The 26,172-nt window shown below is 67.8% G+C and carries 21 protein-coding genes; 8 read left to right on the top strand and 13 right to left on the bottom strand.

What is annotated here, in order from left to right; all coding sequences use genetic code 11:
- Window positions 1–210 precede the first annotated feature (210 nt).
- Complete coding sequence (locus tag SAZ01S_RS03930) at window positions 211–1,935, top strand: methyl-accepting chemotaxis protein (RefSeq protein ID WP_139809923.1); 1,725 nt, start codon at window positions 211–213, stop codon at window positions 1,933–1,935.
- Window positions 1,936–1,976: 41 nt separating this feature from the next.
- On the opposite strand, the gene SAZ01S_RS03925 is transcribed toward SAZ01S_RS03930, so the two are convergent.
- From SAZ01S_RS03925 to modB, 5 genes are all read right to left on the bottom strand, one after another.
- Complete coding sequence (locus tag SAZ01S_RS03925; RefSeq protein WP_084580262.1) at window positions 1,977–2,990, bottom strand: IS30 family transposase; 1,014 nt, start codon at window positions 2,988–2,990, stop codon at window positions 1,977–1,979.
- A 204-nt stretch (window positions 2,991–3,194) separates the two neighbouring features.
- Window positions 3,195–4,898, bottom strand: coding sequence for a hypothetical protein (locus SAZ01S_RS03920; protein WP_084580260.1), 1,704 nt, complete (start codon window positions 4,896–4,898; stop codon window positions 3,195–3,197).
- Window positions 4,895–6,598 (bottom strand): Hsp70 family protein, encoded by a 1,704-nt coding sequence (locus tag SAZ01S_RS03915; protein ID WP_084580400.1) that lies wholly within the window; start codon window positions 6,596–6,598, stop codon window positions 4,895–4,897. The genes SAZ01S_RS03920 and SAZ01S_RS03915 overlap by 4 nt, the downstream gene beginning before the upstream one ends.
- A 71-nt stretch (window positions 6,599–6,669) precedes the next feature.
- Window positions 6,670–7,281, bottom strand: coding sequence for an ATP-binding cassette domain-containing protein (locus SAZ01S_RS03910; RefSeq protein ID WP_084580258.1), 612 nt, complete (start codon window positions 7,279–7,281; stop codon window positions 6,670–6,672).
- A complete protein-coding gene (gene modB, locus SAZ01S_RS03905; protein WP_084580256.1) occupies window positions 7,271–7,960 on the bottom strand; it encodes a molybdate ABC transporter permease subunit in 690 nt (229 codons plus the stop codon). Before modB ends, SAZ01S_RS03910 begins: the two co-directional genes overlap by 11 nt.
- A gap of 238 nt (window positions 7,961–8,198) precedes the next feature.
- Here modB and SAZ01S_RS24370 point away from each other — a divergent pair, with 238 nt between their 5' ends.
- Complete coding sequence (locus tag SAZ01S_RS24370) at window positions 8,199–8,909, top strand: PEPxxWA-CTERM sorting domain-containing protein (RefSeq protein ID WP_084580254.1); 711 nt, start codon at window positions 8,199–8,201, stop codon at window positions 8,907–8,909.
- Here the strand turns inward: SAZ01S_RS24370 and modA are convergent.
- Entirely contained in the window at window positions 8,896–9,672 is a 777-nt protein-coding gene (gene modA / locus SAZ01S_RS03895; protein WP_084580252.1) for a molybdate ABC transporter substrate-binding protein, read from the bottom strand. The two genes, SAZ01S_RS24370 and modA, sit on opposite strands and share 14 nt — an antisense overlap.
- A 247-nt stretch (window positions 9,673–9,919) precedes the next feature.
- Here modA and SAZ01S_RS03890 point away from each other — a divergent pair, with 247 nt between their 5' ends.
- Genes SAZ01S_RS03890 through SAZ01S_RS03880 form a run of 3 tightly spaced genes read left to right on the top strand, consistent with a single transcriptional unit; the run spans window position 9,920 to window position 12,482 of the window.
- Entirely contained in the window at window positions 9,920–10,696 is a 777-nt protein-coding gene (locus tag SAZ01S_RS03890; RefSeq protein ID WP_084580250.1) for a hypothetical protein, read from the top strand.
- Window positions 10,693–11,889: a M48 family metallopeptidase gene (locus SAZ01S_RS03885; RefSeq protein ID WP_084580248.1), complete on the top strand. Its 1,197-nt coding sequence runs from the start codon at window positions 10,693–10,695 to the stop codon at window positions 11,887–11,889. Before SAZ01S_RS03890 ends, SAZ01S_RS03885 begins: the two co-directional genes overlap by 4 nt.
- Window positions 11,886–12,482 (top strand): hypothetical protein, encoded by a 597-nt coding sequence (locus SAZ01S_RS03880; protein ID WP_084580246.1) that lies wholly within the window; start codon window positions 11,886–11,888, stop codon window positions 12,480–12,482. The genes SAZ01S_RS03885 and SAZ01S_RS03880 overlap by 4 nt, the downstream gene beginning before the upstream one ends.
- A gap of 56 nt (window positions 12,483–12,538) precedes the next feature.
- Here SAZ01S_RS03880 and SAZ01S_RS03875 read toward each other — a convergent pair whose 3' ends face one another.
- The 3 genes from SAZ01S_RS03875 to SAZ01S_RS03865 form a co-directional block, all read right to left on the bottom strand.
- On the bottom strand, window positions 12,539–14,311 hold the full coding sequence (locus SAZ01S_RS03875) for a HupA family protein (protein ID WP_084580244.1): 1,773 nt from the start codon (window positions 14,309–14,311) through the stop codon (window positions 12,539–12,541).
- Between the two features lie 140 nt (window positions 14,312–14,451).
- Window positions 14,452–15,495, bottom strand: coding sequence for a glycosyltransferase family 2 protein (locus tag SAZ01S_RS03870; RefSeq protein ID WP_084580242.1), 1,044 nt, complete (start codon window positions 15,493–15,495; stop codon window positions 14,452–14,454).
- Window positions 15,492–18,002 (bottom strand): DegT/DnrJ/EryC1/StrS family aminotransferase, encoded by a 2,511-nt coding sequence (locus SAZ01S_RS03865; protein WP_084580240.1) that lies wholly within the window; start codon window positions 18,000–18,002, stop codon window positions 15,492–15,494. Before SAZ01S_RS03865 ends, SAZ01S_RS03870 begins: the two co-directional genes overlap by 4 nt.
- 427 nt (window positions 18,003–18,429) lie before the next feature.
- Here SAZ01S_RS03865 and SAZ01S_RS03860 point away from each other — a divergent pair, with 427 nt between their 5' ends.
- A complete protein-coding gene (locus tag SAZ01S_RS03860; protein ID WP_084580238.1) occupies window positions 18,430–20,904 on the top strand; it encodes a TonB-dependent receptor domain-containing protein in 2,475 nt (824 codons plus the stop codon).
- Between the two features lie 56 nt (window positions 20,905–20,960).
- On the opposite strand, the gene SAZ01S_RS03855 is transcribed toward SAZ01S_RS03860, so the two are convergent.
- The 3 genes from SAZ01S_RS03855 to SAZ01S_RS03845 form a co-directional block, all read right to left on the bottom strand.
- A complete protein-coding gene (locus tag SAZ01S_RS03855) occupies window positions 20,961–21,716 on the bottom strand; it encodes a hypothetical protein (protein WP_084580398.1) in 756 nt (251 codons plus the stop codon).
- 86 nt (window positions 21,717–21,802) lie between these two features.
- Window positions 21,803–22,132, bottom strand: coding sequence for a hypothetical protein (locus SAZ01S_RS03850; protein ID WP_084580236.1), 330 nt, complete (start codon window positions 22,130–22,132; stop codon window positions 21,803–21,805).
- Window positions 22,133–22,271: 139 nt separating this feature from the next.
- Window positions 22,272–22,871, bottom strand: a complete 600-nt coding sequence (locus SAZ01S_RS03845) for a hypothetical protein (protein WP_245824583.1) — start codon at window positions 22,869–22,871, stop codon at window positions 22,272–22,274.
- A 140-nt stretch (window positions 22,872–23,011) separates the two neighbouring features.
- Between SAZ01S_RS03845 and SAZ01S_RS03840 the strand changes: the two genes are divergently transcribed.
- Window positions 23,012–23,212 carry a hypothetical protein gene (locus tag SAZ01S_RS03840; RefSeq protein WP_084580233.1) on the top strand — a complete coding sequence of 67 codons (201 nt, stop codon included), beginning with the start codon at window positions 23,012–23,014 and terminating at the stop codon, window positions 23,210–23,212.
- Between the two features lie 254 nt (window positions 23,213–23,466).
- Here the strand turns inward: SAZ01S_RS03840 and SAZ01S_RS03835 are convergent, their stop codons facing one another.
- Complete coding sequence (locus SAZ01S_RS03835; protein WP_084580231.1) at window positions 23,467–24,498, bottom strand: PIN domain-containing protein; 1,032 nt, start codon at window positions 24,496–24,498, stop codon at window positions 23,467–23,469.
- Window positions 24,499–24,929: 431 nt separating this feature from the next.
- On the opposite strand from SAZ01S_RS03835, the gene SAZ01S_RS03830 reads away from it, so the two are divergent.
- The gene (locus SAZ01S_RS03830; RefSeq protein ID WP_084580229.1) at window positions 24,930–25,946 is read left to right on the top strand and encodes a hypothetical protein; all 1,017 of its coding nucleotides are present in this window, start codon (window positions 24,930–24,932) and stop codon (window positions 25,944–25,946) included.
- Window positions 25,947–26,172: the final 226 nt, after the last annotated feature.

Here is a 26,172-nt window from a genome sequence, read left to right as displayed (position 1 = left end):
CTTCATACTCAAGCATCCCGTTTCCCCTCGCACGGTTTTTAGGATGAATGATTCGAGGTGACCAAATTTTGTCTATAATTTTTCTGGGTCGGATGCAGATATTTGGGGGAAGAGGATCTCAAAGGCTGGAGCAACGTCGTGCAATCGATCGCCTATTCAACACGGAAATTAACGATCGCAATCATCCTGCTTTTCCTGCTCTGCGGGGGAATGGGCATCGCCGCCTCCTGGATGCTGGGCGCCGCGCTCGAGCGCCAGGCGAGCGCGGCGGCGCTGCTGCGCAACCATATGGAAGCGGACATGATGCACGATGCCGTGCGCAGCGACGTGCTCGCCGCGCTGGCATCCGCCGATCCGGCGACGGGCCTGAAGCTCGACGATACCCGCAAGGACCTGGACGAACACCTTGCCACGCTGCGCAAGCGCATTGCCGAGGACGCCGCCTTCCGCGGCGATGCCGCGATCGAGGCGGCCGCCGTCAAGGTTGCCGCGCCGATGAACGCCTATGCCGATGCGGCGAAGCAGATCGGCGAGGCGGCGGGAGCAGATCCGGCCGCTGCCAAGCGCGCGTTGCCGTCCTTCTTCCAGCAATTCTCGGTGCTCGAGGACTCGATGGCGGCCGCCTCGGACGCGATCGAGCGCTATTCGGACGCGACCGCCAGCAGCGGTAGCACGCTCGGCTGGATCACCATCGCCTTGCTGAGCGCGACCCTGCTAACCGCCATCGGCGGCGCCCTGTATGCGGCGCGGCTCGCCAACCGCCGCCTGGTGCAGCCGCTGATCGATCTCGCCCAGGCCGTGCAGCATCTGATCGACACGCCGGGAACGGCGCTGCCCGAAACCACTCGCGAGGACGAACTCGGCGACCTCGCCCGCGCGATCGCCCAGTTCAGCGCGCAGATCGACGCGGCGAACGATGAGAAGCAGGCGACGACCGAGCTGATCGTCGAAACGGTCGGCTCGGGCCTGCGCAACCTGGCGGGCGGCGACCTGACGACCCGGGTCGATGCCGAACTGAGCGGCCCGTTCGCGCGGCTGAAGCAGGATTTCAACGTCGCGGTCGACAGCCTGCGCGGGCTGATCACGTCGGTGCATGGCGGCGCCGGCCAGCTGCGGCGTGCCTCCACCGAAATCACTGCGGCGGCAGAGGACCTGGCGCGCCGCACCGAGGCCAATGCCGCCAGCCTGGAGACGACCGCCACCGAGGTCACCCAGATCGACCAGCGCCTGAAGACCTCGGTCCGTGCCGCATCGGAGACGGTCGGCCGCGCCGACCAGACGATCGAGGCGGTCACCGCCGGCCGCTCGCGCGTCAGCAACGCCGTGACCGCGATGCGCCGAGTGTCGGACAGCGCCAAGGGCATCGACGCGGTGATCGAGGGCCTCGACAAGATCGCCTTCCAGACCCGCGTGCTCGCGATGAACGCGGCCGTCGAGGCCGGGCGTGCCGGCGAGGCGGGCCGCGGCTTCGCCGTCGTTGCCGATCTCGTCTCGGCGCTGGCGATGCGCGCCGAGGAGGAGGCCGGCCGCGCCCGCGACCAGCTGACCGTCACCCAGGTCGAGATCGGCACCGCGGTGTCGGCGGTCGAGGATGTCGACGGCGCGTTCACCTCGATCTCGGAAAACGCGCAGTCGGTGCACACGCTGCTCGGCCAGGTCGCGGCCGACAACCGCGTTCAGTCGGACTCGATTTCGCGGCTGAGCGAAACAATCCGGGTCATGGACCATTCCACCCAGCAGAATGCGGCGATGGTCGAGCAGACCTCGGCCGCGGCGCGCAACCTGATGGCCGAGATCGGCCAACTGGTCGAGCATGCCGGGCAGTTCCGTATCGACGCCGGCACCGAGTCCCTGATGCCCCGTCCGGCGCGGCGCGGCGGCAGCGCAGCCGCGCTGCCGGTCGTCACCAAGGTCGCGGAAGGCGAATGGGTCTGACACCAAGGTACGTTGTGGCGGACTCGTTCCGCCGCAAGCCGTCATCCCGGCGAAAGCCGGGATGTGGACTCACATTCGAAGTGCAACAGATGTTGAGCCCATGCCTCGGCTGGGGTCTTGAAGTCTAGGCACTTGCGCGGCGTATTGTTGTATCTGGCAGCGATGGCGCCGAGCTGTTCAGGGCCGAGGTCGTCAAGGTTGGTGCTGCGCGGTAGGTAGCGGCGCAGGCGGCCGATGGCGTTTTCGACGCCGCCTTTCTGCCAGGGGGCGTGGGGATCGCAGAAGAAGGTTCGGATGCCGAACTGGTCGATGAGGCGATGGTGTTCGGCGAACTCTGTGCCGTTGTCGATGGTAAGGGTGGTACGCAAGGTTTCCGGCCATGGTCCGATGAGGCTGCCCAGCGCCTCTGCGGTGTGCGCTGCTTTCCGGTCTGGCGGTTGTGTCAGCAGGAGAACCCGGCAGGCGCGTTCGTGCGCAACGAGGATGTTGTGCCCATAGCGGGCGAACAGCATGTAGTCGGCTTCCCAATGGCCGGGGGTCTGGCGATTGGCGGCATCGGCCGGCCGCTCGGTGATGGGGGTGCGCAGGCGGATGAAGCTGGCGGGTGAGCCGCCGGGTTTGCGCCGCCAGCCCCGCTTGGCCCTGGCGCGGGGCAGATACTGACGCCAGGCGCCGTCGTTGGTGCGACGTAGTTGCGCATAGACGAACCGATAGATGCTCTCGTGGCTGATGCACGGCTCGCCGGCCTCGCGGGCGAGGCGCCCGGCGACCTGTTCGGGCGACCAGCCCGCCGCGAGACCGCCCAGCACCTTCTCGCGCAAGCCCGCATCGCGTTCCAGACGGCTGCCCGTCCAGCGCCGGGCCCGCGCCTGCTCCTCGGCATAGACCGGCTTGTAGCCGACCGTCTTGCCGCTGTTGCGCTTCAACTCCCGAGCAATCGTCGATGCCGGGCGATCCACAGCTGCCGCGATTTGCCGGCACGATTGCCCGGCTTCGCGAAGCCGGGCAATCGTGCACCGCTCCTCAAGGCTGAGCTGGCGGTAATGCTCTCCCATCGCAACACCCTAACCTGGTGTTGCACTTCGTTTGTGAACTCAGCGGATCCATTCGCCGCTCGGTGCCGGCAAAAGCCGATAGCGAGACCCCAATGGACCCCGGCTTTCGCCGGGGTGACGCTGTGGGGGGCAGCAAGGATTTCTCACCCGTGCAACTTGGGCTGAGCCAAGGGGGCGGGCCTGCCCCCTCCCCCGTTCACCCCGTCACAGCATCTGCAACAGCGGCACCACGTCGGGCTTGTTCCGCTCCAGCGCGGTGCGGAGCAGGATCCGGCGGACGGTGCAACCTTCCGCGTCGGTCGCCCCTTCGCGCTTGATCACCATGTTGAACCGCTCGACCGTCAGCCCGGACAGCCGCAGCGCCTTGGCGCCCACCGCCGGCGGGATCTTGGCCTGCTCCGCCAGGCGGTAGTCGGCGCTTTTCGCCGCCAGCAGCGCGCGGGCGTACAGCGCCTTCTGCCGGGCCTGCATCGCCTCGGGCAGCGGCTTGGTCGTCGTCGGATAGGGGATCGCGCCGAGCAGGAAGCGGTTGCAGGTCTCCGGATCGTCCTTCAGCGTCTCGGCCTGCTCCAGCCGGATCTGCTGGAAGTCGCGCAGCAGCTCGGGCGTCTGGTACACGCCGTTCAGGAACCATTGGTTGAGCTCGTGGTGCAGCGTTCCGTTGAACGTCGCGAGCGTGATCTTCTCGGCCTTGCCCTCCCGCCACTTGTCGAGCAACGCCGCCGTCAGCGCCGGATTGGCCTTGGTCAACGCCGCGAAGCTGACGCCTTCGCCGGCGAGCCGCTGCAGCATCGGATCGATATCCGCTGCCGGGTTCTGCAACGGAGTCTCCCAGGGCATGCTCATGGTCGAGGTCTGTCGCGGCGGCTCGGGCATCGAACTGGCGCAGCGCGCAAGCGTGACCAGCACCCAGATGCCGAACACCACCCAGCGAACCGGGAAGCGCGCCCCGCCCTGCTCCCAGAGCGACACGCGATAGGAATCGAAGCACCCCTCCAGCATCGGATGCTCGTTGCGCACGATGGCGAGCAGCTTCTGGATGTTCTGCTTCCACACGATGCCGCGGCGGCTGCGCTCGTTGGCGGGGGTGGTCAGTTCCTGCCAGGCGCCATGCAGCGGATGGCCGGGCTGGCGCACCGCGTCGTAGAATTCGAGGCCGCGCCGCCGTCGCATCAGTGCCGTCGCCATCGGCCCCTGCTCGATCGAACCCTCGCGCGCCTCCCAGCCGAAATGCTCGGACACCGGTCGCAGCAGCGGATCGGAGGCGGGCGCGGTACCCATCAACAGCCGTTCGAACCAGCGCTCGGCCGCGGCGAAGCCGTCCACCGTCTCCGCGTCGGGATCGGCGAACACCGTCTGCATGTGGGCGAACAGCGTCGCCGTCTGGTCGGTCTCGTAAAGCGGATCCTCGGGATCGCCGAGCCGGTAGAGCAGGCCCTGCAGCGCTTCGGCGGCGGCATGTGCGGCAGCGACCTCGGCCTCGCGCCACGGCTGGGGCGGCGGAAGCGGTGCCGGCGGTTCGGGCAGGTCCGCCCCCTGTTCTTGCCAGCGCGCATCCGCCGCGATGCGGTGCGGCGGCACATCGTCCTCGGGGCCGGCATCGCGCCAGCGCTCCAGCAAGGCGCCGACATCCTGCCCGGCGCCCTCGCGTTCCGGTTCCGTCGCCAGGGTCTCCGCAGCAGCCGGCAGTTCCTCCGGCGCCGGTGCCGCGCCATTCTCCTCGTCGACGGTCGCCAGATGCGGCGCGAGCGCCAGCGCCTGGTCATAGGCTTCGCGCAGCGCGATGAAGCCGTCCTTGTCGGCATCGACGTCGATCGCCTTGAGCTTGGCGCTATAGGCGGAGCGGATCGCGCGGCGGTCCGGGGTCGGTTCGATGTCCAGCAGGCGCCACGGCCAGCCGGCGGTCACAGGAAGCGCTCCCCTTCCAGGCTGTCGAGCGACAGGACCAGCTGGTCCCGCGCTTCCTTGATCGCGCGCGGATCCTGGCGTTCGAGCACCTGCTCGAACAGCGTGATCCAGTGGCTCACCTGCTCGCGCTGGACACCGAGGAAATTCTCGTAGCAGCGCTGCGCGCGGGCCAGCACCGCGACGTTCTCGCTCTCCTCGCGCGGATGCACCTTGAGCGCGGCGAGCGCGGCGCGGCGCTCGGCGATCTGCGCCTCGGTCAGCGTGTCGGTCTCGTCCATGATCACCAGGTTGCGGGTGATGTTCGCGCTCGGCACCGAGATGTCGACCTCGAGCAGCCCCGAGCTGTCATAGGTGAAGCGGCATTCGGCCGAGACCTGGCCGGCAGGCTTGAGCGGCACCTGCACGCGCAGCTCGCCCAGCCGGACATTGCCGGCGACCTCGCGCGATTCGCCCTGATAGATGCCGAAGCGGATCTCGCGCTGGTTGTCGGCGATCGTCGAATAGACCTTCGATCGGCTGGTCGGGATCGGCGTGTTGCGATCGATGATCGGCGAGAACAGCCCGGTGCGATAGCCGCCGCGGCCATCGGCCTCGGCATGCTCGATGCCCAGCGTGAACGGGCACACATCGGTCAGCCGCACCTCGTCCAGCGCCGAATCGCGCGCGAGCAGCCCCGCCTGCACCGCCGCGCCGAGCGCCACGGCATGGTCGGGATGGACGCTGGTGTTGGGGAAACGGCCGAACATCCGCGTCATCGCCCGGCGCACCACCGGCATGCGGGTGCTGCCGCCGACCAGCACGATCTCGCTGAGTGCATCGACGCGGATATCGCTGTCGCGCAGCGAGCGCAGCACCGGATCGCGCAGCCGCTGGAGCAGCGGCTGCGCCGCCTCCTCGAACGCATCGGCCGTCACCGGCGTCGCGAACACCTCGCCGTTCCACACCAGGCTGAACTCGGTGCTGTCGGCATCGGTGAGCGCGCGGCGGGCGCGCTCGGCGGCGGCGCGGAGCAGTTCGCCCAGCGCTACCGGATCGGCCTTGGCCAGCTTGCCCGCGGGATCGAGCGTGCGCCGGGCAAGCTCCACCATCCGCTCGTTGAAATCCTCGCCGCCGAGCCGGTTGTCGCCCGACGAGGCGCGCACCTCGACGATGCCGTCGAACACCTCGACGATCGACACGTCGAAGGTCCCGCCGCCCAGATCGAACACCAGGAACGGCTCCTGCTCGCGCGACTGGATGCCATAGGCTAGCGCGGCGGCGGTCGGTTCGTTGACCAGCCGGCGCACGTCGAGCCCGGCCATCTCGCCGGCGCGGCGGGTGGCCTTGCGCTGGCGATCGTTGAAATAGGCGGGGACGGTGATCACCGCCCCGGTCACCGCCTCGCCGGTAAATGCCTCGACGTCCGCCTTCAGGCTGCGCAGCACCAGCGCCGAAAGGTCCTCGGCATCGAAGCTGCGCTTGCCCAGCTTCACCGTCTGCTGGGTGCCGATATAGCGCTTGAACGCGGTGACGGTGTCGCGCGGATGGGTCGATTGCCGTTCGCGCGCAGCCATGCCCACCAGCACGCTGCCGTCGTCGGCGATGCTCACCGCGGACGGGGTCAGCAGGTCGCCCAGCGCATTGGGCACCAGCACCGACTGGCCGTCCCGCCAGATCGCCGCCGCGCTGTTCGTCGTCCCCAGATCGATCCCGATGATCACCCCAATTTCCCCCCGCATGTCCCTGGCTTCGCACCCATTTTGCCGGAAATGCTTGCCAAAGCGTGACCGGCTCAGCCGAACGCGACGATCCGATCGCCCAGCCGCTCGGCCTCGTCGCGCTCATGGGTGACGAGCAGGATGGGCAAGCCGATGCCGTCGCGCAAGCGTTCGAGCAAGCCGAGGATCTCCTCGCGCCGGGCACGGTCGAGCGAGGCGAGCGGCTCGTCGAGCAGCAGGAAGGCGGGATCGCGGAGCAGCGCCCGGCCGATCGCCACCCGCTTGGCCTCGCCGCCCGAAAGCGTGCGCGGCCAGCGATCGAGCAGCGGCGCGATGCCGAGCAGCCCGATCACCCCGTCGACGTCCAGCGCCGCCCGCTTGGGCAGGCCATAGAGCAGGTTGGCACGCACCCGCAGATGCGGGAACAGCCGCGATTCCTGGAAGACATAGCCCGCCCGCCGCGCCTCGGGCGGCAGGTCGATGCCGGCGGCGGCGTCGAACAACGTATCCGCGCCCACCCGGATATGGCCGGCATCGGGCCGCAGCAGCCCGGCCACCATGTTGAGCACGCTGGTCTTGCCCGCGCCCGAGGGACCGAACAGCACGGTCACGCCCGCGCCGGGCTCGATCCGGCAGTCTATCTCCGCGTCGCCGAGCCGACAGCGGACGTCGATGTCAAAGGACATGCGTGCCCCGCCCCGCCCGCCGCGCGACCAGTTCCGATGCCAGCAGCGCGACGAAGGCGATGGCGATCGACACGCCCGCCAGCCGCAGCACCTGCCCCTCGCCGCCCGGCACCTGCAGCGCCGAATAGATCGCCAGCGGCAGCGTCTCGGTCTCGCCCGGCACGTTCGAGACGAACGAGATCGTCGCGCCGAATTCGCCGAGCGCCCGCGCGAATCCGAGCACCAGCCCCGCCAGCACGCCGGGCAGCGCCAGCGGCAGCGTGATCGTGGCGAAGGTCCGCACCGGCCCTGCCCCCAGGCTGCGCGCCGCCTGCTCCAGCCGCTGGTCCACCGCCTCGAGCGACAGCCGGATCGCCCGCACCATCAACGGCAGCGCCATTACCCCCGCCGCGATCGCCGCGCCGCTCCAGCGGAACAGCACGGTCACGCCGAACCAGCGCTCGAGCAGCCCGCCGATCGGCCCCGCCGGCGCGAAGGCGAGCAGCAGCATCCAGCCGGTGACCACCGGTGGCACCACCAGCGGCAGGTGAACCAAGGCGTCGAGCAGCAGCTTGCCGGGAAAGCGCACCCGGGCAAGCAGCCAGGCCAGCGCGAACGCCAGCGGCAGCACCGCCAGCACCGCCACGCCCCCCACCTTCAGCGAGAGAAGAACGATTCCCCATTCCTCGCCGCTCAGCATGCTGGCGACACCCGCGCGAGCAGGGATGGGACAAAGGCGGGCCGCACATGCATCGCCGGACTCTTCCGCGGTTCCGGCGTCGGACGCAAGATCGATCCGACGCTCCACGTTGCCGCGCAAATCGGCCGCACTACCCCGCCGAAAGCAACAAAAAATTCTTTCATTACACTAGCGAATCATATATAGTTAACAGCACATAAATTCGTTGGACCATCATGCGTTCCGGGGGGACAAATCCATGATCACCGTACGAATAGCGCTTGCATCCACGTGCCTGCTCTGTGCGCTTACATTGCCTGGATCCGACGCACACGCGGGAACGACGGTCATTTACGACACGGGCACACCCACCGTGAACGCCGGCTACTTTGTCGGGCTCGCGCAACAGTCGGAGATCTATGGAGCATTCAGGGCAACGACGGCCACGATCACCGGTCTCGAAGGCTATTTCCGGCAGACCCTGAGTTCACGGTTGCTGGCGTCGCTCTATGCCGACAACAACGGGTTGCCCGATTTCGCCAATCCGCTCGCCAGCGTCGCGTTCGACGCGCCGCTCATTCCCAATCTGCCCTACCCTCCGAATGAAACGCCGATCGGCGGCACGATTCACCAGACGGTGACGGTCGGCGCGATCTACTGGATCGGCTTCAGCTTCCTCAGCGGCGACTATGATCACGCGTTGATGAGCGACACTGTCGCCCATCCGGCGATCGCCTATGCCCATACCGAACTCACCCCCACGGGCCCGGGCGGCGCGCTCCAGCGCCAGGGCTGGCGTCAGGACAGCCTGAACATCGGCTTCCGCATACTCGGTGATGCGGTGCCGGAACCGGGCAGTTGGGGCTTGATGATCGTCGGGTTCGGCGCCGCCGGTGGCGCGCTGCGGCGTCGCCGCTCCAGCGTTCCCGGATCGCCCCGGCTTCGCGCCGACCGCCCTACAGCGGCGTGAAGCCGTAGCGCGCGAAGATCGCCTTGCCGCGGGCGCTGATCAGGAAGCGGCGGAACGGCTCGGCATCGGGGCTGGCGGCGGTCTTCAGCCGGGCGACGGGATAGCGGATCGGCGGATGGCTGCCCGCCGGGAATACGCCCGCGATCCGTACCTTGACCGAGGCGCGCGCGTCGGTGGCATAGACGATGCCGAACGGCGCCGCGCCGCGCTCGACCAGCGCCAGCGCCGCGCGGACATTCTCGGCCCGTACCACTTGGGGCGCCAGCCGGTCCCAGGCCCCGATCTTCTGTAGCGCCGCCTTGCCATAGAGCCCGGCCGGCACCGCATCGGGATCGGCCATCGCCAGCCGCGCCGGCCCGATCGCGGCAAGCAGCGGACCGGCGCGATCGAGCGGCACGCTACGACGATCCGCCGACGCGCCGGCCAGCACCAGCCGATTGCCGAGAAAGGCGGTGCGGGTGCCCGGCGCGAGCTTCCCCGCCTTGTCGACCGCGTCCATCCAGGGTTCGTCGGCCGAGACGAACAGGTCGGCCGGCGCGCCCGACTGGATCTGCCGGGCAAGCGCCGACGAGGCGGCGAAGGACAGGATCGGCCGCACATGCCCCATCTGCACCCAGGCATCGGCGGCGGCGTTCATCGATTCCTGCAGGCTGGCAGCGGCGAGTACCAGCGGTGCGCGCGGTGCGGAATGGGCGGGCACCGCGAGCAGCGTGCCGAACGCGGCGAGTAGCCAGCGACGCGTGGGGACCAGCGAAACAGCCATGCGTGCACACCCTCCGGCAAAAGCGAGGCCCAGCGGTGCGCGCGCCGGTGCCGCCCTGTCAAGCGCGGCTGGCGACCAAGCGGGGACGCGTGGAGGCCGTAGCGTCCGCGGGCCCCGCGTGCGAACGACGACAAAGCTGGTCTCGAAACGCTTCCAGTCGATCAAAGAAACAGGTTGATACGGTCATGAAACGAGGATTAACCTGATCCCGTTGCGCAAACAGGGGGCGCAGCACAAAGGGGGGATCATGAAAGGCTTGTTTTGGGCGTTCCTGCTTGCGGCCGGGCTGACGCTCGTCGTCGGCAACCCGGCACAGGCACAGGAACGCTCCGCGACGCGCCAGGGCTTCGAGCTCGCGCCCAATAGCGGCAAGAAGATCCTGGTGTTCCGCCCGTCGATCAGCGTCGGCGCGCAATCCACCGGTGGCCTGTTCGAACCGAACGGCGACTGGACCGACAAGGCCAGGACCAACCTTCAGGCGGCCCTCGAAAAGGCCCAGGCATCGCTGGGCAACGCGGTGATCGCCGCCCCCGAAGCCTATGGCGACGACGCACAGACGCTGCAGGAGCATCTCCAGCTGTTCGCCGCTGTCTCCGATGCGGTGATCAAATACCAGTTCTTCGTCGGCAACCGCCTGCCCACCAAGAAGCGCGACAACAAGCATGCCGTGTTCGACTGGTCGCTGGGCAAGGGCGTCGCCGATCTGCCCGGTGCGAAGGACGCCGATTACGGCCTGTTCCTCTTCACCCGCGACGCCTATGGCTCCACCGGCCGCAAGGTGCTGCAGGTCCTCGCCGCGTTCGGGCCGGGGCTGGCGGTCAAGTCGGGCCAGCATGAAGGCTATGCCGGCCTGGTCGACCTGCGCACCGGCGATCTGCTGTGGCTGAACGCCGATGCCGCGATGGGCGGCGACGTCCGCGACGCGGAAGGCTCGGAGAAGCGCATCCACCAGTTGCTCGAGGATTTCCCCGGCAGCACCCCGCCCAAGGCGCAGCCGCAAGGTCCGGCCCAGGCCAAGCCATGATCCGGCGATCGACGTGGTGGGCGGCTGCCGCCGGGCTGCTGCTCGCCGGCCCGGCCGCCGCGCAACCGGCGGCGCTGCCCCCGCCCTATCAGGGCGCATACCAGCCGCACGGGGTGGACGAGATCGGCCTGTGGCACGAGGCGGACGAGGAAGAGCGCCAGCTCGCCGCCTCGCCGCTGCGCATCCGCGACGAGCGGCTCACCGGCTATGTGACGTCGGTGCTCTGCGCCACGGTGGGTGACGATCGCTGCGGTTCGGTGCGCGTCTATGTGATCCGCGCGCCGATGTTCAACGCGAGCATGACGCCCAACGGCACCATGCGCGTCTATTCGGGACTGTTGCTGCGCCTCCGCAACGAAGCGGAGCTGGCGACCGTGCTCGGCCATGAGTTCGGCCATTACGAGCGCCGGCATACCCTGGCGGCGTTCAAGGAGCGGCGCTCGGGGACCGATGCCGTTGCCTGGATGGCGCTGCTGACGAGCCTCGGCGCCAGTTACCAGACGATGCAGAACTTCCAGAATTTCCAGCTGGCCGTCTATGGCGGCTTTTTCCGCCATGGCCGCGATCAGGAACGCGAGGCGGACAAGCTCGGCATCGCCTATCTCAACCGCAGCAGCCTCCGGCCCCAGTCGGCAACGGTCGTCTGGCAGCACATGATGGCCGAAGCCGAGGCATCCGCCAGCGCGAAGGGCCTGAAAAAGCCCAACTTTCGCTACATCGCCTTTGCCGCGTCGCATCCACCCTATGCCGAACGCGCCGCCTATCTTGCCGAGCTCGCGGCACCGGACGGCGCCGATCGCGACGACGGCACCGAACGCTATCGCGCCGCGCTTGCCCCTTTCCTCGCGCAGTTCCTCGACGATCAGATCAAGCTCAACGATTTCGGCGCCAGCGAGTATCTGATCCAGAACCTGGCGACGGCGGGATGGACGGCAACGCTGTGGCTCAAGCGCGGCGATCTCTATCGAACGCGCGGCGCCCCCCGCGACCTGGCGGCCGCAGCCGATTTCTACGCCCATGCCGTCCAGCTCGATCCGACCCTGGCCGAGGCGCATCGCGGGCTGGGCCTCTCGCTGATGAAGACCGGCCGGCCGTCCGAGGCGGTCGCACCGCTGCAAACCTATCTTCGCCTGCGGCCCGACGCCGTCGACGCGGGCATGATCCAGACGATTATCCCGGGAGGACCCCAATGACCCGCCACCGCACTCTCCGCCGGATGCTCGCGTTCGCGGCGATCGCCGCCCTTCCCCTGCCCGCCAACGCCCATAAGCTGGCGGAAAAGGGCACGCCGGTGACGATCGCGGACTCGACGCTGTCGGTCACCCCCACGCGCGACTGGAATCGGCTGAGCGGGCGGATCGGGGCCCATGCCGAGCGCTGGACGCTCGACGGCGAACAGCTCAACGACGTCACCTTCTATGCCGGGGTCGCGCCGGGCGAGCCGCTGCTGCGCGAACGCAGCAAGAAGAAGGATCCGCTACCCAAGTTCCGCCAGGACATGCTGCTTGCGGAAGTGCCCGAACTGCTCGAGCGCACCTATCGTACCGGCCGCGACGCGCGCGACTTCCAGCTCAGCGGCGCGGCGCCGGGCAAGTTCCTCGGCCGCGACGGCGTGACCTTCGCCTATCAGGTAACCGACAGCGAAGGGCTGATCCGCAAGGGCGAGGCGCGCGCCGCGGCCGTCAACGGCAAGCTCTACCTGGTGACCTTCGACGCCCCGCGCCTCCATTATTTCGACCAGGTCGTGGACGACGCCCGCGCGCTGATGGGCTCGGCGACGCTGTAGGTCCGGGTGCGCCCGGGATGGCGGGAGGATCTATCGCGGGAGGACGCCCGCCCCCGTTACTTTGGCTTTGCTACCGTGGCGCCCGCCACCCAGACATTCTGGCCGTTGATCTTCGCACCGTTGGCGATCGCGAAGGTCGCCGCGATCTCATTGCCGTTCGGTCCGAACAGCTCGGGCACGATCATGTTGGTCGATGGCGACGGCGTCGACGGATTGGTCAGCGCGGTCGAGGTAATCAGGCCATAGGACATCGGCGCGCTGAACTGCCACGTGCCGAGGGACGCGCTGCTGCCTCCGGCCTCCGGTGCCGCGCTCAGGACAAGGTTGCCGCTGAAGTTCTGGCGCGTGAAGTCGATGTCGAAGTGGGAGGTTCCGCTGACGGTGTAGCGCGTGCTCGCCGCCGTCGCGGTGACCGCGGTAGCGGCGGTGCCATAGGCGGGGCCGTCATAGCTGGCAGTACCGATACGGCGCGAGAGAAGCTCGCGCGGCGTGGTGAAGCCGTAGGTGAAATAGCCGGTTGTCGTGTAGGGGTAGGAAGACGTGCGGTTTGTCCAGCCCCACATGCCGAAGCCCGCATAGCTGAGCACGATCGCCTGACTGCCGCTGCCGGGCGCATAGAGGTCGACGCGCACCGGGTTGCCGTTGACCAGCTTTTGATAGCTGGTGAAGTCGGACCGGTTCGACGGCAGCTTGTCGGCGGCGGTGAAGGTCGCCCCCGGCATGTCGGAAACCGGCGTACCGAGCTGGAAGCTGCCGTCGGGCCGGAAGGTCATCTGCGCATGGAGCGGCGTTTGGACAAAGGTCTGGCCGCCAGAGGCGCTCGTCAGCTCGTCCAGCCGCGCCCAGATGGAGTAGAAAAGCTGGTCACTGGCGATCGACGACAGCGTGAAGTTGGTCTGGGTCGCGGTCGGCTTGCGCTGGCCGGTGAGCGCCCCGGTGAGCGTCACGCCCGCGGCATTGTCCGCACGGAACGACGCGCCGATTTCCTCCGCACCCGGACCATAGAAGCGCCCCGCCAGCGGGCCGGCCACCATGCCTAGCGATCCTTCATAGGCGATATTGCCGGCGAAGCTGCCGTCGCTGCGCAAGCTGCCCTGCCCGATTAGTTCGATGCCGCCGCCGGAGAGCGTTCCCCCCGTCACGAAATCGGCCTGGATCAGCGACGTCTTCGTGCTGAACAGGCCATTGGCGAAATCGATGCTGAAGTCGCCGCCGCCACTCACCGTCCGCGGCGTGTTGCCCGGCGCGCTGTACAGGCCGAACACGTCGGTCTGCCAACTCGCCGTGCCCGTGCGCGGGACGGCGGAGAGCGGCGTCTCGAAGCCAAAGGGAAAGGCGGCGAAGCCGGTGTTCTGCGCGGTGCCGCTCACCGCATTGTGCTGGATATAGCCGAGCGCGACATAGCGGTTGCTGCCGCCACCCGAATAGGGCGTGGTCGCGATGGTCAGATAGTCATGCCCGCCGCTCGCATTGCGGACATAGCGTGTCTCGCCATTGCCGCTCCGCTCGATGTCGCTGCTCTGGAAGCTCGTCGCCCCGCCGGGCTGGGTGATCGTGTAGCTTTTCGAGCCCGCGTCGTAGCTGACCATCAGCGTCTGGTCGGCCGCTGCGCTGCTGGTCACGGTCCTGTTCACCAGCTCGAACGCCACCGTGGTGGCGCTGCCGGTCGCGGTGAAGCTCTGGCTCGAAGTGAGGTTGGTGATGCTGGTGTTGACGGGCGGCGCGGGCGCGGGAGCGATGCCGCCGCCACCCCCGCTTCCCCCACCACCACTGCACGCGGACAGCAGGATGGTGGCAGCGCACACGAGGCGCGGCGTGAAAGACGACATGCTCCAATTCCCCCTGGCGGCCCCCGATTGCCCCGGCAGCTCCCGGAACGGAGGATTAAGGCAAGGCCCCACGCTGTCAATCTTCGAAGATTCCAGCGGCGTGGCAGTCGTAGCTGCCACGCCGCCGTCGCCGGCAGGCGCTATCGCCGTAGCGCGCGCACGGCGCCGATCATCCCGCTCGCCACCAGATCGGCGGCGCGGGCATCGCCGAGCGCCGCCGCTGCCGGACGCGCCGTGATCGCATGATGCAGCGGCAGCCGGCCGGCGCGGATGCCGGTGCGGCAGAGCCGCCACCAGGCGCGCGAAATCTCCTGGTCGACCCGCGCCAGCGTCGCCGCGTCGTGGCCGAGGGTGCCGAAATGCGCACGAAGCACGGCGATGCCGTCGAACAGGCGGCGCAGTTCGGCGCGGTTCCCGATCGGTGCCTTGGCCATCACATGCCGCACCAGCAGCCCGGCGATGTCCGGCGCGCGCGTGCCCAGCACCGCCTGGTGCCGGGCGCGCAACAGGGTCTCGACATTCGCGGTCATCGTGCCGTTGAACTGTTGCGAGGCGCCGCCTTCATGCTGGCGATAGCGCGTCAGCACCATGTCGATCTGGTCGATCCGGCCAAAGGCGCGCAGCCGGTGGCAGAGGTCGAAATCCTCGACATAGCGGCATTCGGGCCGCTCGAACGGCGTCAGCTGGCGCGCCGCCTCGGCGCGGAACAGCACCGACGACCAGACCAAAGGGTTCTGCACCAGCATCAGCCAGTCGATCAGCCCGGGCGTCAGCGGGCGGATCCACTGGCCGGGGCGGACCCTGCCGTCGACCAGGCAGTCGGTCGCCGTGCTCACCAGCACCGTGCCCGGGTGCGCGTCGAGCCAGGCGACCTGCCGGGCGAAGCGATCGGGCAGGCTGAGATCGTCCTGGTCCAGCCCGGCGACATAGCGTCCGCGCGCTTCGGCAAAGGCGCGGTTGCGCGCCACCACCGGGCCGCCATTGACCGCGCTTTCGATCACCCGGATCCGCGGATCGCCCACCCCGCGCAGCACCGCGACCGTGTCGTCGCGCGAGCCGTCGTCCACTGCCACCAGCTCCCAGTCGGCGAACGACTGGGCCTGCAGGCTGGCGAGCGTCTCCGGCAGCAGCGCGGCGCCATTATAGGTGGCCATCACCACCGAGATCGTGGGCACCCCGCTCATGCGGCGACGCGGGCGCGGTCGGCGAGGATCTGGTCGACGATCATCCGGCCGATATCGTTCTGCCACAGCCACAGGCCGTTGGCCTTGCCGCTGAAGCTGGCCTCGCCGCCCAGCGGCCCGTCGGGCACATGGCCGGAGGCGAGCCCAAGGCCATAGACGCCGGGCAGCGGCCGCCCCTCGGCATCCAGCACCCGGCATTGCTGGTCGACCAGCCGCGGCCGGCCGGGATGATCGGCCATCAGCGCGATCCGCGTGCCCTCGACGTCGTACAGCGGCAGCGCCCGCGGCCGGTAGCCGAGCGCACCGATCACCACATCGGCCGCGCGCAGTTCGGCCTGCATCGCCGCATCGTTCGCGCCGGTCAGCCGGCACAGCGCCATGCGCGGATCGGGCGCGCGGCCGCCCACGCCCAGCATCCGCAGCACCAGCTCGCGCGCCTCGAGCCGGAATCCGGCGAGGCGGTAGACGAAGCCGCTCAACGGGCAGATATCGTCGGGCCCGAAATCGGTAAAGCCGTCCGCATATGCCTCCTCGGCCGAGCGATAGAAGGGCCGCAGCGGCCGGCGGTGGTAGAGCCGGATCGCGCCGGCTCCCAGCGGCAACGCCGGGCTGGCCTTGAGCAGCAGCACCGCCGCGGCCATCGCGCTGGTCGACCCGCCGACGATCGCGATCCGCGGCGCACGCACCGCCTCCAGCCGCGCGCGCAGCCGCTCCAGGCCGCCGAGCCGCAGGAAATCGTCGCCCAGCACCAGCCGGTCGCCCGCCAGGTCACCGATCGGTGCACCGGCGACGTCCTCGGCCGCGACATGCTCCCGCGCCTGATAGCCGCCGGTCGCGATCACCAGATTGGCCGCGCGCATCACCCGTTCCTCGCCGGTGAGCAGGTTGCGCACCCGCGCCGCCCAGTCGCCCTGCGGCGTCCGGCGCGCGTCGATCACCTCGGAGCGAGTGGCGACCACGCCGCCATGCTCGGCCACCAGCGTGCCGAGCCGGGCGCCCGTCGCCTCTAGCAGCGGCGTCGAGCGGGAGAGCGGCACGCCCAGCTTGCCGGCGTATAGCGCCACTTCACGGCCACTATGGTGCGCGGTCAGCGCGGCGATATCCTGGTGGACATTGTCCTTCACCGCGGTGAGGAAGGTCTCCGCGGTGCTGTCCGAGGTGATGGCGTAGCTGCCGATCTCGCCCCGCCCCAGCACCGCATCGCGCTCGACCACCGCCAGCCCGCTCCGCGCCAGCCCGACCAGCTGGTCGCCCTTGGTCGCCGCGGTCAGCAGCGCAGTGCCCGCCGGCCCGCCGCCGATGATCAGCGCCGAATGCACTGTCCGACCACGCCGTTCGACGCGCAATCCGTCGAGTCCCGCGGTACGGCAGGCGTCGACCAGCGCGGTGCAGACCTGGTCGACGTCGGCCTCGGTCATCCCGTCGGTCACCGGCAGCGACAGGATCCGGCCGGAGACATCGTCCGCCACGGGCAGCGCCCGGTCGAGGACGCAGCTGCTGCGGAACCAGGGCTGCTCGCCCAGATGCGGGCTGAAATACTGGCCGGCGCCGATCCCCTGCTCGGCGAGCGAAGCGATGATTGCGGGGCGGTGCCCGGCAAAGGGGCGCGGCAGCAGCAGCGACTGGAATTGCAGCGCCGGCCGCGATCCGTGCAGCGCCTGGAACTGGAAGCCATAGTCGCGCGCGAACCCGCCCAGCCGCGCGCGATAGGCCTGGTCGAGCGCCGCACGATGCGCGGCAACGCCCTCCAGCTCCCCCAGCTTCGCCATGGCGAGCGCGCCCAGCACTTCGGGCAGCTTGGCGTTGAGCCCCGGCCCCTCGGCCGATCGCCCGCCGTCGAAGCCGAAATTGCTCAGCCGCCGCAAGCTTTCGATCAGCCCGGTGTCGCCGCTGTGGATCAGCCCGCCTTCGGCCGTCGCGAATACCTTGGTCGCGTGCATCGAATAGACGATGGGGAACGGCGCGCCCGCGCCGAACTGCCGCCCGGCCGAATCGATCGCGCCGAGCGACGCGGCCGCATCCACCACCACGCCGATGCCGCGCGCATGATAGCCCTCGTAACGGCCAAGGTCGATCGCGGCGCCGAAGGTGGCATAGGGCACCACCACCGCGATGCGATCGCCATGGCGATCGAACGCCGCCGCCTCGGCATCGGCGCGCATTGTCCAGTCGTCGGAATCGATGTCGCACAGCACCGGGGTCAGGCCCGCCCATTGCACCGCCTGCGCGGTCGCGGCGAAGGTGAAGGCGGGCACCAGCGCCAGCGCCCCCGTGCCTGCGCGCGGCCCCGCGGCCTGGCGGATCGCCAGCATCAGGCCCAGCGTGGCGTTGTTCACGGCAAGGCAGGCGCCCTGCCCGCCAAACAACCGATCGGTCGCCGCCGCTTCGAATCCGCGCACCATCGGGCCGCCGTTCGAATAGATGCCGCGCGCCTCGATGGCGCGGAGTTCGTCGACCATCGCGCTCAGGCGCGCCGGGCGCGGGGCGATGAGCGGCAGGCGCTGCATGCTTGTCTCCCTGATCCTCGTTCGCCGGGAACGGCGCAGAGCCAGCACTATCGCAGGCGCGGCTTAGAAAACGGTAAAGTACGCAATGCGGGTGTGTTCGGCGGCGTTTCGAAGGCGAACACCGGCGCGATCATCGACGGGAACCGCAAGAAGATCTGCGATGGCAACACGCTGACTTGCACGATCGCGCGCCCGCGCGCGTCACGTCTTGCGCAGAACGGCCGACAACTTCACACGACGCAAGCCTTTTACGCGCCATCAAGGCCATGGAACGGCGTCACCAGAGGCAGCGCACCACCTCCGGACAAATACCTAAGAACCTATTTTTATTCACAAAAGTGCACATCCCGACGGCCGGGCGGCGACCCCTTGGCACTATAAAGGCGGGTAGGGATCGCCAACGCAACGAACCACAAGGGGTGCACTCGTGAAGATTTCTGGTCTCATTCTCGCGTTGATTGCAAGCACATCGGTATCAAGCCATGCAGTAGCGCAAACCAAGGCAGAAGCGGCCGGCAAGACGAAGGCAGCAGCAGCGCAGCCCGCGCCCGAGAAGGAAGTCTTCTCCACCGGCGTCGCCAAGGGCCGCGACCGGCTGGACAGCGCCACCTCGACCAGCTCGCTCAAGGGCAGCGAGGCGCAGAAGCTGGGCCCGGTCGGCCTCGCCGACATCCTGCGCACCATGGCCGGAATCCGCGTCGAGAGCGGCATCAGCGAAGGCAACAACAACTACACGGTGCGCGGCCTGCCGATCGGCTCTGGCGGCTCCAAATATGTCCAGATCGAGGAAGACGGCCTGCCCGCCCTCGAGTTCAACGACATCTTCAACATCGCGGGCGACAGCTTCTTCCGCGCCGATTCCACGCTGGCGCAGATCGAGACGATCCGCGGCGGATCGGCCTCCACCTTCGCCTCGGGCTCGCCGGGCGGCCTGATCAACCTCATCTCCAAAACCGGCGACGTCGAGGGCGGCTCGCTCCAGCTGACCACCGGGCTCGATTACGATCTCAAGCGCGCCGACTTCGATTATGGCGCGAAGCTCAGCGATGACCTGCGCTTCCATGTCGGCGGCTTCTACCGCGCCGGCGAAGGCCCCCGCACGACCGGCATGACCTCGTTCCGCGGCGGCCAGGTAAAGCTCAACGTCACCAAGACGTTTTCCAACGGCTATATCCGCGCCTATGCCAAGCTGCTCGACGATCGCGCGCCGAGCTATGCCACCTATCCGGTGACGCTCACCGGCACCAACGACCAGCCGGTGCTGGGCAATATCCCGGGCTTCGACATCCTCAAGGACACGATGCTCTCGCCCAACATCAGCACGATGCTGGGGCTGGACAGCACCAACCAAGTCACCGCCTATTCGGTGAAGGACGGCCAGCACGCCGAGGCCAAGTCGCTGGGGCTGGAGGCGCAGTTCGACCTGGGCGGCTGGACGCTCACCGATCGCATCCGCTATTCGACCGCCTCGGGCCAGTTCCTCCGCGGCTTCCCGAGCACGGTCGCGCCGATCGCCACCGTCGCCGCCTCGCTGGCGGGTGCCGGCGCTACCGCCACCTATGCCAACGGCCCCAATGCCGGGCAGGCGGTGCCGGTCAATGCGAACGGCAACGGGCTGCTCTCCAACTTCTACGTCAACAGCTACAATCTGCGGAACGGCGACCATTTCGCCAATGATTTCCGCGGCACCCGCGTGTGGAAGGTCGGCCAGGGCGACCTCACCGTCACCGGCGGCCTCTACCTCGCCAGCCAGACCGTGGCGGCGGATGCGATGCAGGTCTCGATGGTGACCGACGTGGTCGGCGGCGGCAAGGCGGCGCTGGTCAACCTCACGGCGGCGAACGGCGTCGCCCAGACGCAGGACGGCGTCTACGCCTATGGCCGAAACGGCCCGCGCCTGCGCCGCTCGTTCGACGTCGATTACACCTTCTTCGCGCCCTATGCCTCGGTGAACTATCATTTCGGCAAGATCGCGATCGGCGGCAGCCTGCGCTACGATACCGGCCATGCCCGCGGCACGATGATCGGTTCGGACCTGGGCGGCGGCCGCGTCGGCACCGGCACGGTCGACATGAACGGTGACGGCAAGATCAGCGCGCCGGAAACGCGCACCTCGATCCTGCCGCTCAGCCAGCCGGCGCCGGTGAATTACGACTTCAAATATCTAAGCTACTCCGCCGGCATCAACTATCGCGTGGCCGAGCCGCTGGCGCTGTTCGCGCGCTACAGCCGTGGCGGACGGGTGAATGCCGACAAGATCCTGTTCACCAGTGCGATCACCGCCACCGGCGACATCATCGAGGATCGCCAGGCCTATGACGCGGTGAAGCAGCTCGAAGGCGGCCTGAAGTTCCGCAAGAACGGCATCACCTTCAACGCCACCGCCTTCCTTGCCCATGCCGACGATCACAACCTGCTCAACGGTTCGGTGACCTGGACCTACCGCAAGTACCGCACCTACGGCCTGGAGATGGAGGGCGGCATCAAGCGCGGTCCGTTCAGCCTGGCGGCGGGCGCCACCTACACCAAGGCGAAGATCACCAAGGACTATTTCGACCCGACCCAGACCGGCAAGCAGCCGCGCCACCAGCCGGCCTGGACGCTGCAGGCCACCCCGCAGGTCGACATCCGCTACGCCACGATCGGTGCCAGCGTGGTGACGATCACCAGCAGCTATGCGCAGGACGTGAACCAGCTGAAGATGCCGGGCTTCACCACCGTCGGCGGCTTCGTGATCCTGCACCCGACCAAGGCGATCGACCTGTCGCTCAACGGCACCAACCTGTTCAACGCCAAGGGTTTCCTCGACATCAGCCAGGCCACCATGCCCACCACCGGCATCGGCTGGGCGCGCTCGGTCCAGGGCCGCACTTTGGCCGCCGCGGTGCGCGTCAACTTCTGATCTTCGTCCCCCTCGAAGACCCCCTGCCCGGTCGCTCCCCAGCGGCCGGGCATTTTTTATCGGCCGCGGTTCGCCACCGCCTGCACGTGGAGCGCCGGGAACACGTCCTCGATCGGCTTGCTGTCGGGCAGCACGTACACATAGCCGCCCTTCTTCCTGTACATCGGGCTGAGCAGCTGGGTGTAGAAGCCGGTCGGCACGTTGATGCAGCCGAAGGTGATGCGGTTGTCGTCAGGCGTCGGCGAGGCGAGCCGCTCGCGCCGCTTCTCCTTGCGCGCCGCCGCCCCCGTCGGCACCGGGTGCAGCGCGACCGAGGTGTAGTAATCCACCCACAGCACCCGCTCCTTGCCCACTGCCAGGCCGAACTTGGCGAGGAAGCGGCCGGCGGGCGTGGTCTTCTCGGCCGGGCCGATCTCGGACAATTGCTTGGCGCCGATCCCCGGCGTCGCATCGTCGCCCGGGGCGATGCCGATCAGCACCGGCACCGCGGCGAGCTGCTTGCCGCTCGGGTCGTAGAGGAACAGCGCGGCATGGGGCTTGTCGACGATCAGGAAGGGCAGCCCGTGATTGTCCCCGGCCGAGACCACCCAATCCTGCACCCGCAGCGTCTCCGCCGAGGGCTGGAGCTCGGGCGCGGCGGGCTTGGCGGCCGCGGCCTTGGTCTTCGGCCTGGCCGGCGCGTGCTTGCCCTTCTTGGGCGCCGCCGCCTTCTTCGGCGCGGCAACCTTGGGCTTGGCATCCTGGAGGGGAACGGCGGCAGCGGGCGGAACGAGCAGCGCCAGCCCGGCCAGCGCGAGAAAGCCTTGGATCATCTTTTCCATCGCTCAAGAAAAAGGGTGACCGCCCCGAAGCGCGGCCACCCGGATGCATCGCGATTCAGGCGATGCGGCAGGCCCGCTTAGTTGCGGGCGCGCTTGCGCGGCTTGGCGTTCTGCTGCTGCACCTGCTGCGAGAGCTGCTGGGTCTGCTGGTCCAGCGTGTCGACACGGCCGTTCAGCTGGTCGAGCCGCTGGCCGTTCTGCTGGGCCTGGCCGGCAGCGGCCTGGGCCTGCGACAGCGCCTGCTTGGCGGTGCCGTCGGTTTCCTGGAGACGGGTCTCCAGCGCATCGACGCGCTGGCTGACGGGGGCGATCTGCTCGCGGACGAACGACTTGGTTGCGCAACCGCTCAGCGCAACGCCGCCGATCATCAGTGCCGCGAGGGGAGCAAACTTGATACCAGTACGCATAAACACACCTTTCACTCGTTAATGAAACTTAAGGCCCGGCCACCAAGCCGGAGCAACGTGCCCGCAACAATCCCGATTCGGTCCGGCTGTGCCGGATGTCCGTCGGGCCGAGCCGCACACGGGGTGAAGTGTTCCCGCATCACCGCTTGCGCCTCGGTTTGGGGCGCTCGGCGAAGGGATCGCGGGGAATCCCGTCGTCGCTCGCCGCCGCCTTGGCCGGCCCGTGCTGGACCGCGACGCAGCGCCGGAGCTCGGCCACCGCCGCCCCGCTGCCGTCGAGCGGCAGCCGCGCGACCGGCGTCGACCCCCGATCGATGTGCAGCGCCTTCGATCCGGCGAAGGCGGTCGGGAAGTTGGGATCGAACGCCGCGACGAAGCCCTGCTTGCCGTCCGCGACGATGCCGATCGCTTGGTGATTGGGGTAGCCGCCCTGGGTGAGGCGGAAGGTGAGCTTGAGCCGGTCCTGCGGGCGGATCGACCAGTTCTCGTTGAGCACCGAGAAATGGTTGCTGCCGTCGCGGTCCACGCCCAGCAGCAGCGTGGTGCCGCCCGGCTGCTCGAAGCTGCGACTGATGAAGCAGCCCGATCCGTCCTTGCTGGCGGCGACCGTCCAGTCGCCGAGCTGCCGGGCGGCATAGCCCTGCGCGAGGGCCGGCGCGGCGCAGACCAGCGCCGCTGCGACTCCCGGAATCCCCCAGCGGCGAGACCGCGCTGGCTGGGAGGGACGGGGCTGCGACACGTTCTGACTCACGCTGGAAACCATCTGATACGGACGGCCCCATAACGTTGGTCTGCCGGAATGGTTCACCCGGGCGCGGAACGATCGCGCGACCAGCACACGGCGCGTGCCTCAAAACGGGATTCGCGGTAGAAGCGGCCATGGCCGATCCCCTCCCCACCCATGCACCCCGCGCCGCCCCGACCGGCGCCCATGCCACCCTGCGCGTCGGCGACAGCGTGGCGCTGGAGGCGCGGATCACCACCGGCGGGCTGGTGGCGGTGGCGGCGATCGTCTCGGCGGCGCTGCTGGGGTCGGCGGTGATTGTTCGGGCGGCGCGGCGTGGTGGGGGTAGGTTGTAGATGCGGTTTGAGCAGCTGAGTGGGGGACAAACCTCGCCGTTCCCAAGCGACTTTTTGGACAGTATTTTTTGCCAGGTGCCGACATCCCGCGCTTGCGGGACATTGCCGGCGACTACACTGACGGTGTGCCCGTGGTAATCGACCTCACCGGTTATACGACATCGGGCGATGACCAGAGCTTCCGGCTCCTTGCCGCGCCGAACTGGTCAGGATGGCAGCACGGGAGAAGATTGCACAAATCGTCTGGCGCGCTCCTAGGTATCGAGGAAGTCCCATTCGCTACCAGTTACCCAGCGCAATGCACTCAGCTTGCCGTTGAGCATCCCCCACTCGAAATCGTCCCAAGGCCCGAGGTTTTCTTCGCCAACCTCGTTCCTCGCCCGCTCACCGGCAGCGAGTGCTAACTCTAAAGTGCCACGCGTGATCTGGTCCTGACGGTAGTAGCCTTTCTCGGTCTTGCCCAACTGATCCACGACCTCGATCTCGCCAATCTCGACACGATGCATGAGATCGATGTGGCGGTTGTACCAGATCTGGCGGAAAAGCAGGTGTTGCGCCTCCAATATTTCGCTCAAACTGCGCGGTTTTTCCTCATACTCAAAATCCCACCTCAGTTCTTCCATCCAGTCGGGAGCGTAAGTGTTCAGCACCTCCCCGAGAGCGAGGGCGTATGTGGAGCCCGCCTCTGCAAATAGTTCGGCAATATCAGGATGCGGTTCTCGCTCATCAACGTTCATGTTCGAGAAGTCGCGCTTATTGTGGGTTACGAAGGCGAGGTGCTCTTCGCTGCTGCTGCCCACCAGCATGTCGCGGTAGATTTCCACCAACACCGCATCTGCCATGCTGTTCTTGTTTTTGTGAAACGGGCAGAGCTTATCGATTGCGCGTTGCGCGGCTCTGATTTTCACGTCGTCCGAAGTCTGAACGATCCTCCCTTCGTTTAGCAAATTTTCGATACGATTGATATTGGAATTGGCGAACTCTCCCTGTTTACCGATACGGTAATCCATGTCGCCCAACTGCTGGAGCAAGTTGTCACGGCCTTCCTCTTCGCCATGTTCGCGAATGGCATCCCTGACCCGTTTGAAGATCGCACTAATGCCTTGGTTGGTTTCCTTGATAATGCGCCCCTTGTTACGATCGAATTCGTCCAGCGTTTGTTGGGGCACAACCAGTTCGGCCTCGCCATCGCGGATCAGATCGATGAGCACGTCGAGTGTCTTGAAGTGACGATAGTCGGTGGCAAGGTCGATCCAGACACACGTATCGATCAAAATTCTCAGCATGAAGCCTCCCCACGTTTGCGCTCATGTAAGCGAACCAAATGGCATAAGGAACAGGATTTCGGAGTGATTAGAAAATCCGAATAAGCGGGCTTCTGCAACGTTAGGGATATCGTTACCGCCCTTCCTGATAATTCTGCACCGAAAGGTTTCAAAGGCTGTTGCGCCCCGAAGCGGTTGGACCGTAGTCCATCAAAGGTTTTAGATCACGTTGAATGAACGAACGTATACTTTCGGGATTGCATTCTAAAAACGCTGCTCAACTAGAGCGGGCGAACCCTACTCCCCGGCGACCACGAGCAAAAAGGCACTTGCGGCGTTAGCCGACATTCCCAGCACTGCTTCGGAAAAGCATATGTGAGTCGAGAGCGCCCCCTAACACCTGCCGCATTCTCCCCTTTCCTACACGAACCTATTTGGTTATATGCGGTGCCATGAAGAACCGCTCGAACCCCGACTTCGTCGTGCCGGACTTCACGCCGGTACCCCGTAAACATCGCGTCGATGGCTGGACGCCCGCGCGACAGCGGGCGTTCATCGCCGCGCTCGCCGCCACCGGATCGGTCACCGCGGCGGCGCGGTCGATCAACATGGCCAAGGAGGGCGCCTATATGCTGCGCCTCCACCCGCAAGGCGCCAGCTTCCGCGCCGCCTGGGAGGCGGCGCTCACCGCCGGGCTCGATCGGCTGCGCGACATCGCGATCGAACGCGCGATCGACGGCGTGCCGGTGCCGGTCTTCTACAAGGGCGAGCAGTGCGGCGAGAAACGCTGGCACAATGATCGCCTGCTGATGTTCATCCTGCGCCACCGCGCGCCGGACAAATATGGCGCGCTCGCCGCGCTGCCGCCCGGCACCCGCCATCCCGATACGGTCGCGCGCGAGGGCGCCGGGCCCGAGGACACGCCCGCCCCCTGCCCGGTCTGCGCCCGGCGCAAGGCGGAATATCAGGCGCTCGCCGAACCCGACGCGCCGATGCCGGAGGAGATGCGCAAGGTCCTCGATACGCTGTTCACCCGCTATGCCGCCAAGGTGCGCAGCGAGCGCCAGCTGCGACTGCAGGGCGAGATCGTCGCGGCCGATTTCACGCTGCGCCAGCTCACCCATATCGAGCTGATCCTCGCCAACGCCGGCATGTCGGACGCGATGATCACCTTGTTCACGACGGACTATGGCCCGAACGGCCGCGTGCAGGAATTCGCGCATCCGATGACCGCGAAGCTCGACGCGCTGCGCCGCAAGGCCTGGGCCGAAAGCGGCGAACCGGCGCGCCCGCCGCTGCCGATGTACGCGCGCTCGCCCGGCACCGCGCTGGTCGGCGGCCCCGACCGCGACGAACGCGACCGCGCCCGCCAGGACGCCGAACGCCGCATGGCCGAGGCGCAGGCCGAATGGGAAGCGGCGGCGCGGTCGGACAGCTGGGCGGAATGGAAGGTGGCGCGGGGGCGGTAGCCTGAATTCCTCCCCGGCACGGGGAGGATTTTGGGGGACGGCGGCGCCACCCAACCCATCGTCATTCCCGCGAAGGCGGGAATCCATTGCCCTCGGCGCTGGGGGAAAGAACCGCGATTTCAGCGCCAATGGATCCCCGCCTTCGCGGGGATGACGACGTATTTTGACGGCGATATGCAAGCCCCCCCCTGCCGGGCAGGGCTATCGCATTTGGCAAATTTGCTCC

Source organism: Sphingomonas azotifigens NBRC 15497 (genome assembly GCF_002091475.1).
Classification (GTDB): domain Bacteria; phylum Pseudomonadota; class Alphaproteobacteria; order Sphingomonadales; family Sphingomonadaceae; genus Sphingomonas; species Sphingomonas azotifigens.
This window is presented reverse-complemented; position numbering and strand designations above follow the sequence as displayed.

Coding starts and splice junctions, on each gene's coding strand:
- SAZ01S_RS03930 (WP_139809923.1), top strand. CDS start 211: ATGGGCATCGCCGCCTCCTGGATGCTGGGCGCCGCGCTCGAGCGCCAG.
- SAZ01S_RS03925 (WP_084580262.1), bottom strand. CDS start 2,990: ATGGGAGAGCATTACCGCCAGCTCAGCCTTGAGGAGCGGTGCACGATT.
- SAZ01S_RS03910 (WP_084580258.1), bottom strand. CDS start 7,281: ATGTCCTTTGACATCGACGTCCGCTGTCGGCTCGGCGACGCGGAGATA.
- modB (WP_084580256.1), bottom strand. CDS start 7,960: ATGCTGAGCGGCGAGGAATGGGGAATCGTTCTTCTCTCGCTGAAGGTG.
- SAZ01S_RS24370 (WP_084580254.1), top strand. CDS start 8,199: ATGATCACCGTACGAATAGCGCTTGCATCCACGTGCCTGCTCTGTGCG.
- modA (WP_084580252.1), bottom strand. CDS start 9,672: ATGGCTGTTTCGCTGGTCCCCACGCGTCGCTGGCTACTCGCCGCGTTC.
- SAZ01S_RS03890 (WP_084580250.1), top strand. CDS start 9,920: ATGAAAGGCTTGTTTTGGGCGTTCCTGCTTGCGGCCGGGCTGACGCTC.
- SAZ01S_RS03885 (WP_084580248.1), top strand. CDS start 10,693: ATGATCCGGCGATCGACGTGGTGGGCGGCTGCCGCCGGGCTGCTGCTC.
- SAZ01S_RS03880 (WP_084580246.1), top strand. CDS start 11,886: ATGACCCGCCACCGCACTCTCCGCCGGATGCTCGCGTTCGCGGCGATC.
- SAZ01S_RS03875 (WP_084580244.1), bottom strand. CDS start 14,311: ATGTCGTCTTTCACGCCGCGCCTCGTGTGCGCTGCCACCATCCTGCTG.
- SAZ01S_RS03870 (WP_084580242.1), bottom strand. CDS start 15,495: ATGAGCGGGGTGCCCACGATCTCGGTGGTGATGGCCACCTATAATGGC.
- SAZ01S_RS03865 (WP_084580240.1), bottom strand. CDS start 18,002: ATGCAGCGCCTGCCGCTCATCGCCCCGCGCCCGGCGCGCCTGAGCGCG.
- SAZ01S_RS03855 (WP_084580398.1), bottom strand. CDS start 21,716: ATGATCCAAGGCTTTCTCGCGCTGGCCGGGCTGGCGCTGCTCGTTCCG.
- SAZ01S_RS03850 (WP_084580236.1), bottom strand. CDS start 22,132: ATGCGTACTGGTATCAAGTTTGCTCCCCTCGCGGCACTGATGATCGGC.
- SAZ01S_RS03840 (WP_084580233.1), top strand. CDS start 23,012: ATGGCCGATCCCCTCCCCACCCATGCACCCCGCGCCGCCCCGACCGGC.
- SAZ01S_RS03835 (WP_084580231.1), bottom strand. CDS start 24,498: ATGCTGAGAATTTTGATCGATACGTGTGTCTGGATCGACCTTGCCACC.
- SAZ01S_RS03830 (WP_084580229.1), top strand. CDS start 24,930: ATGAAGAACCGCTCGAACCCCGACTTCGTCGTGCCGGACTTCACGCCG.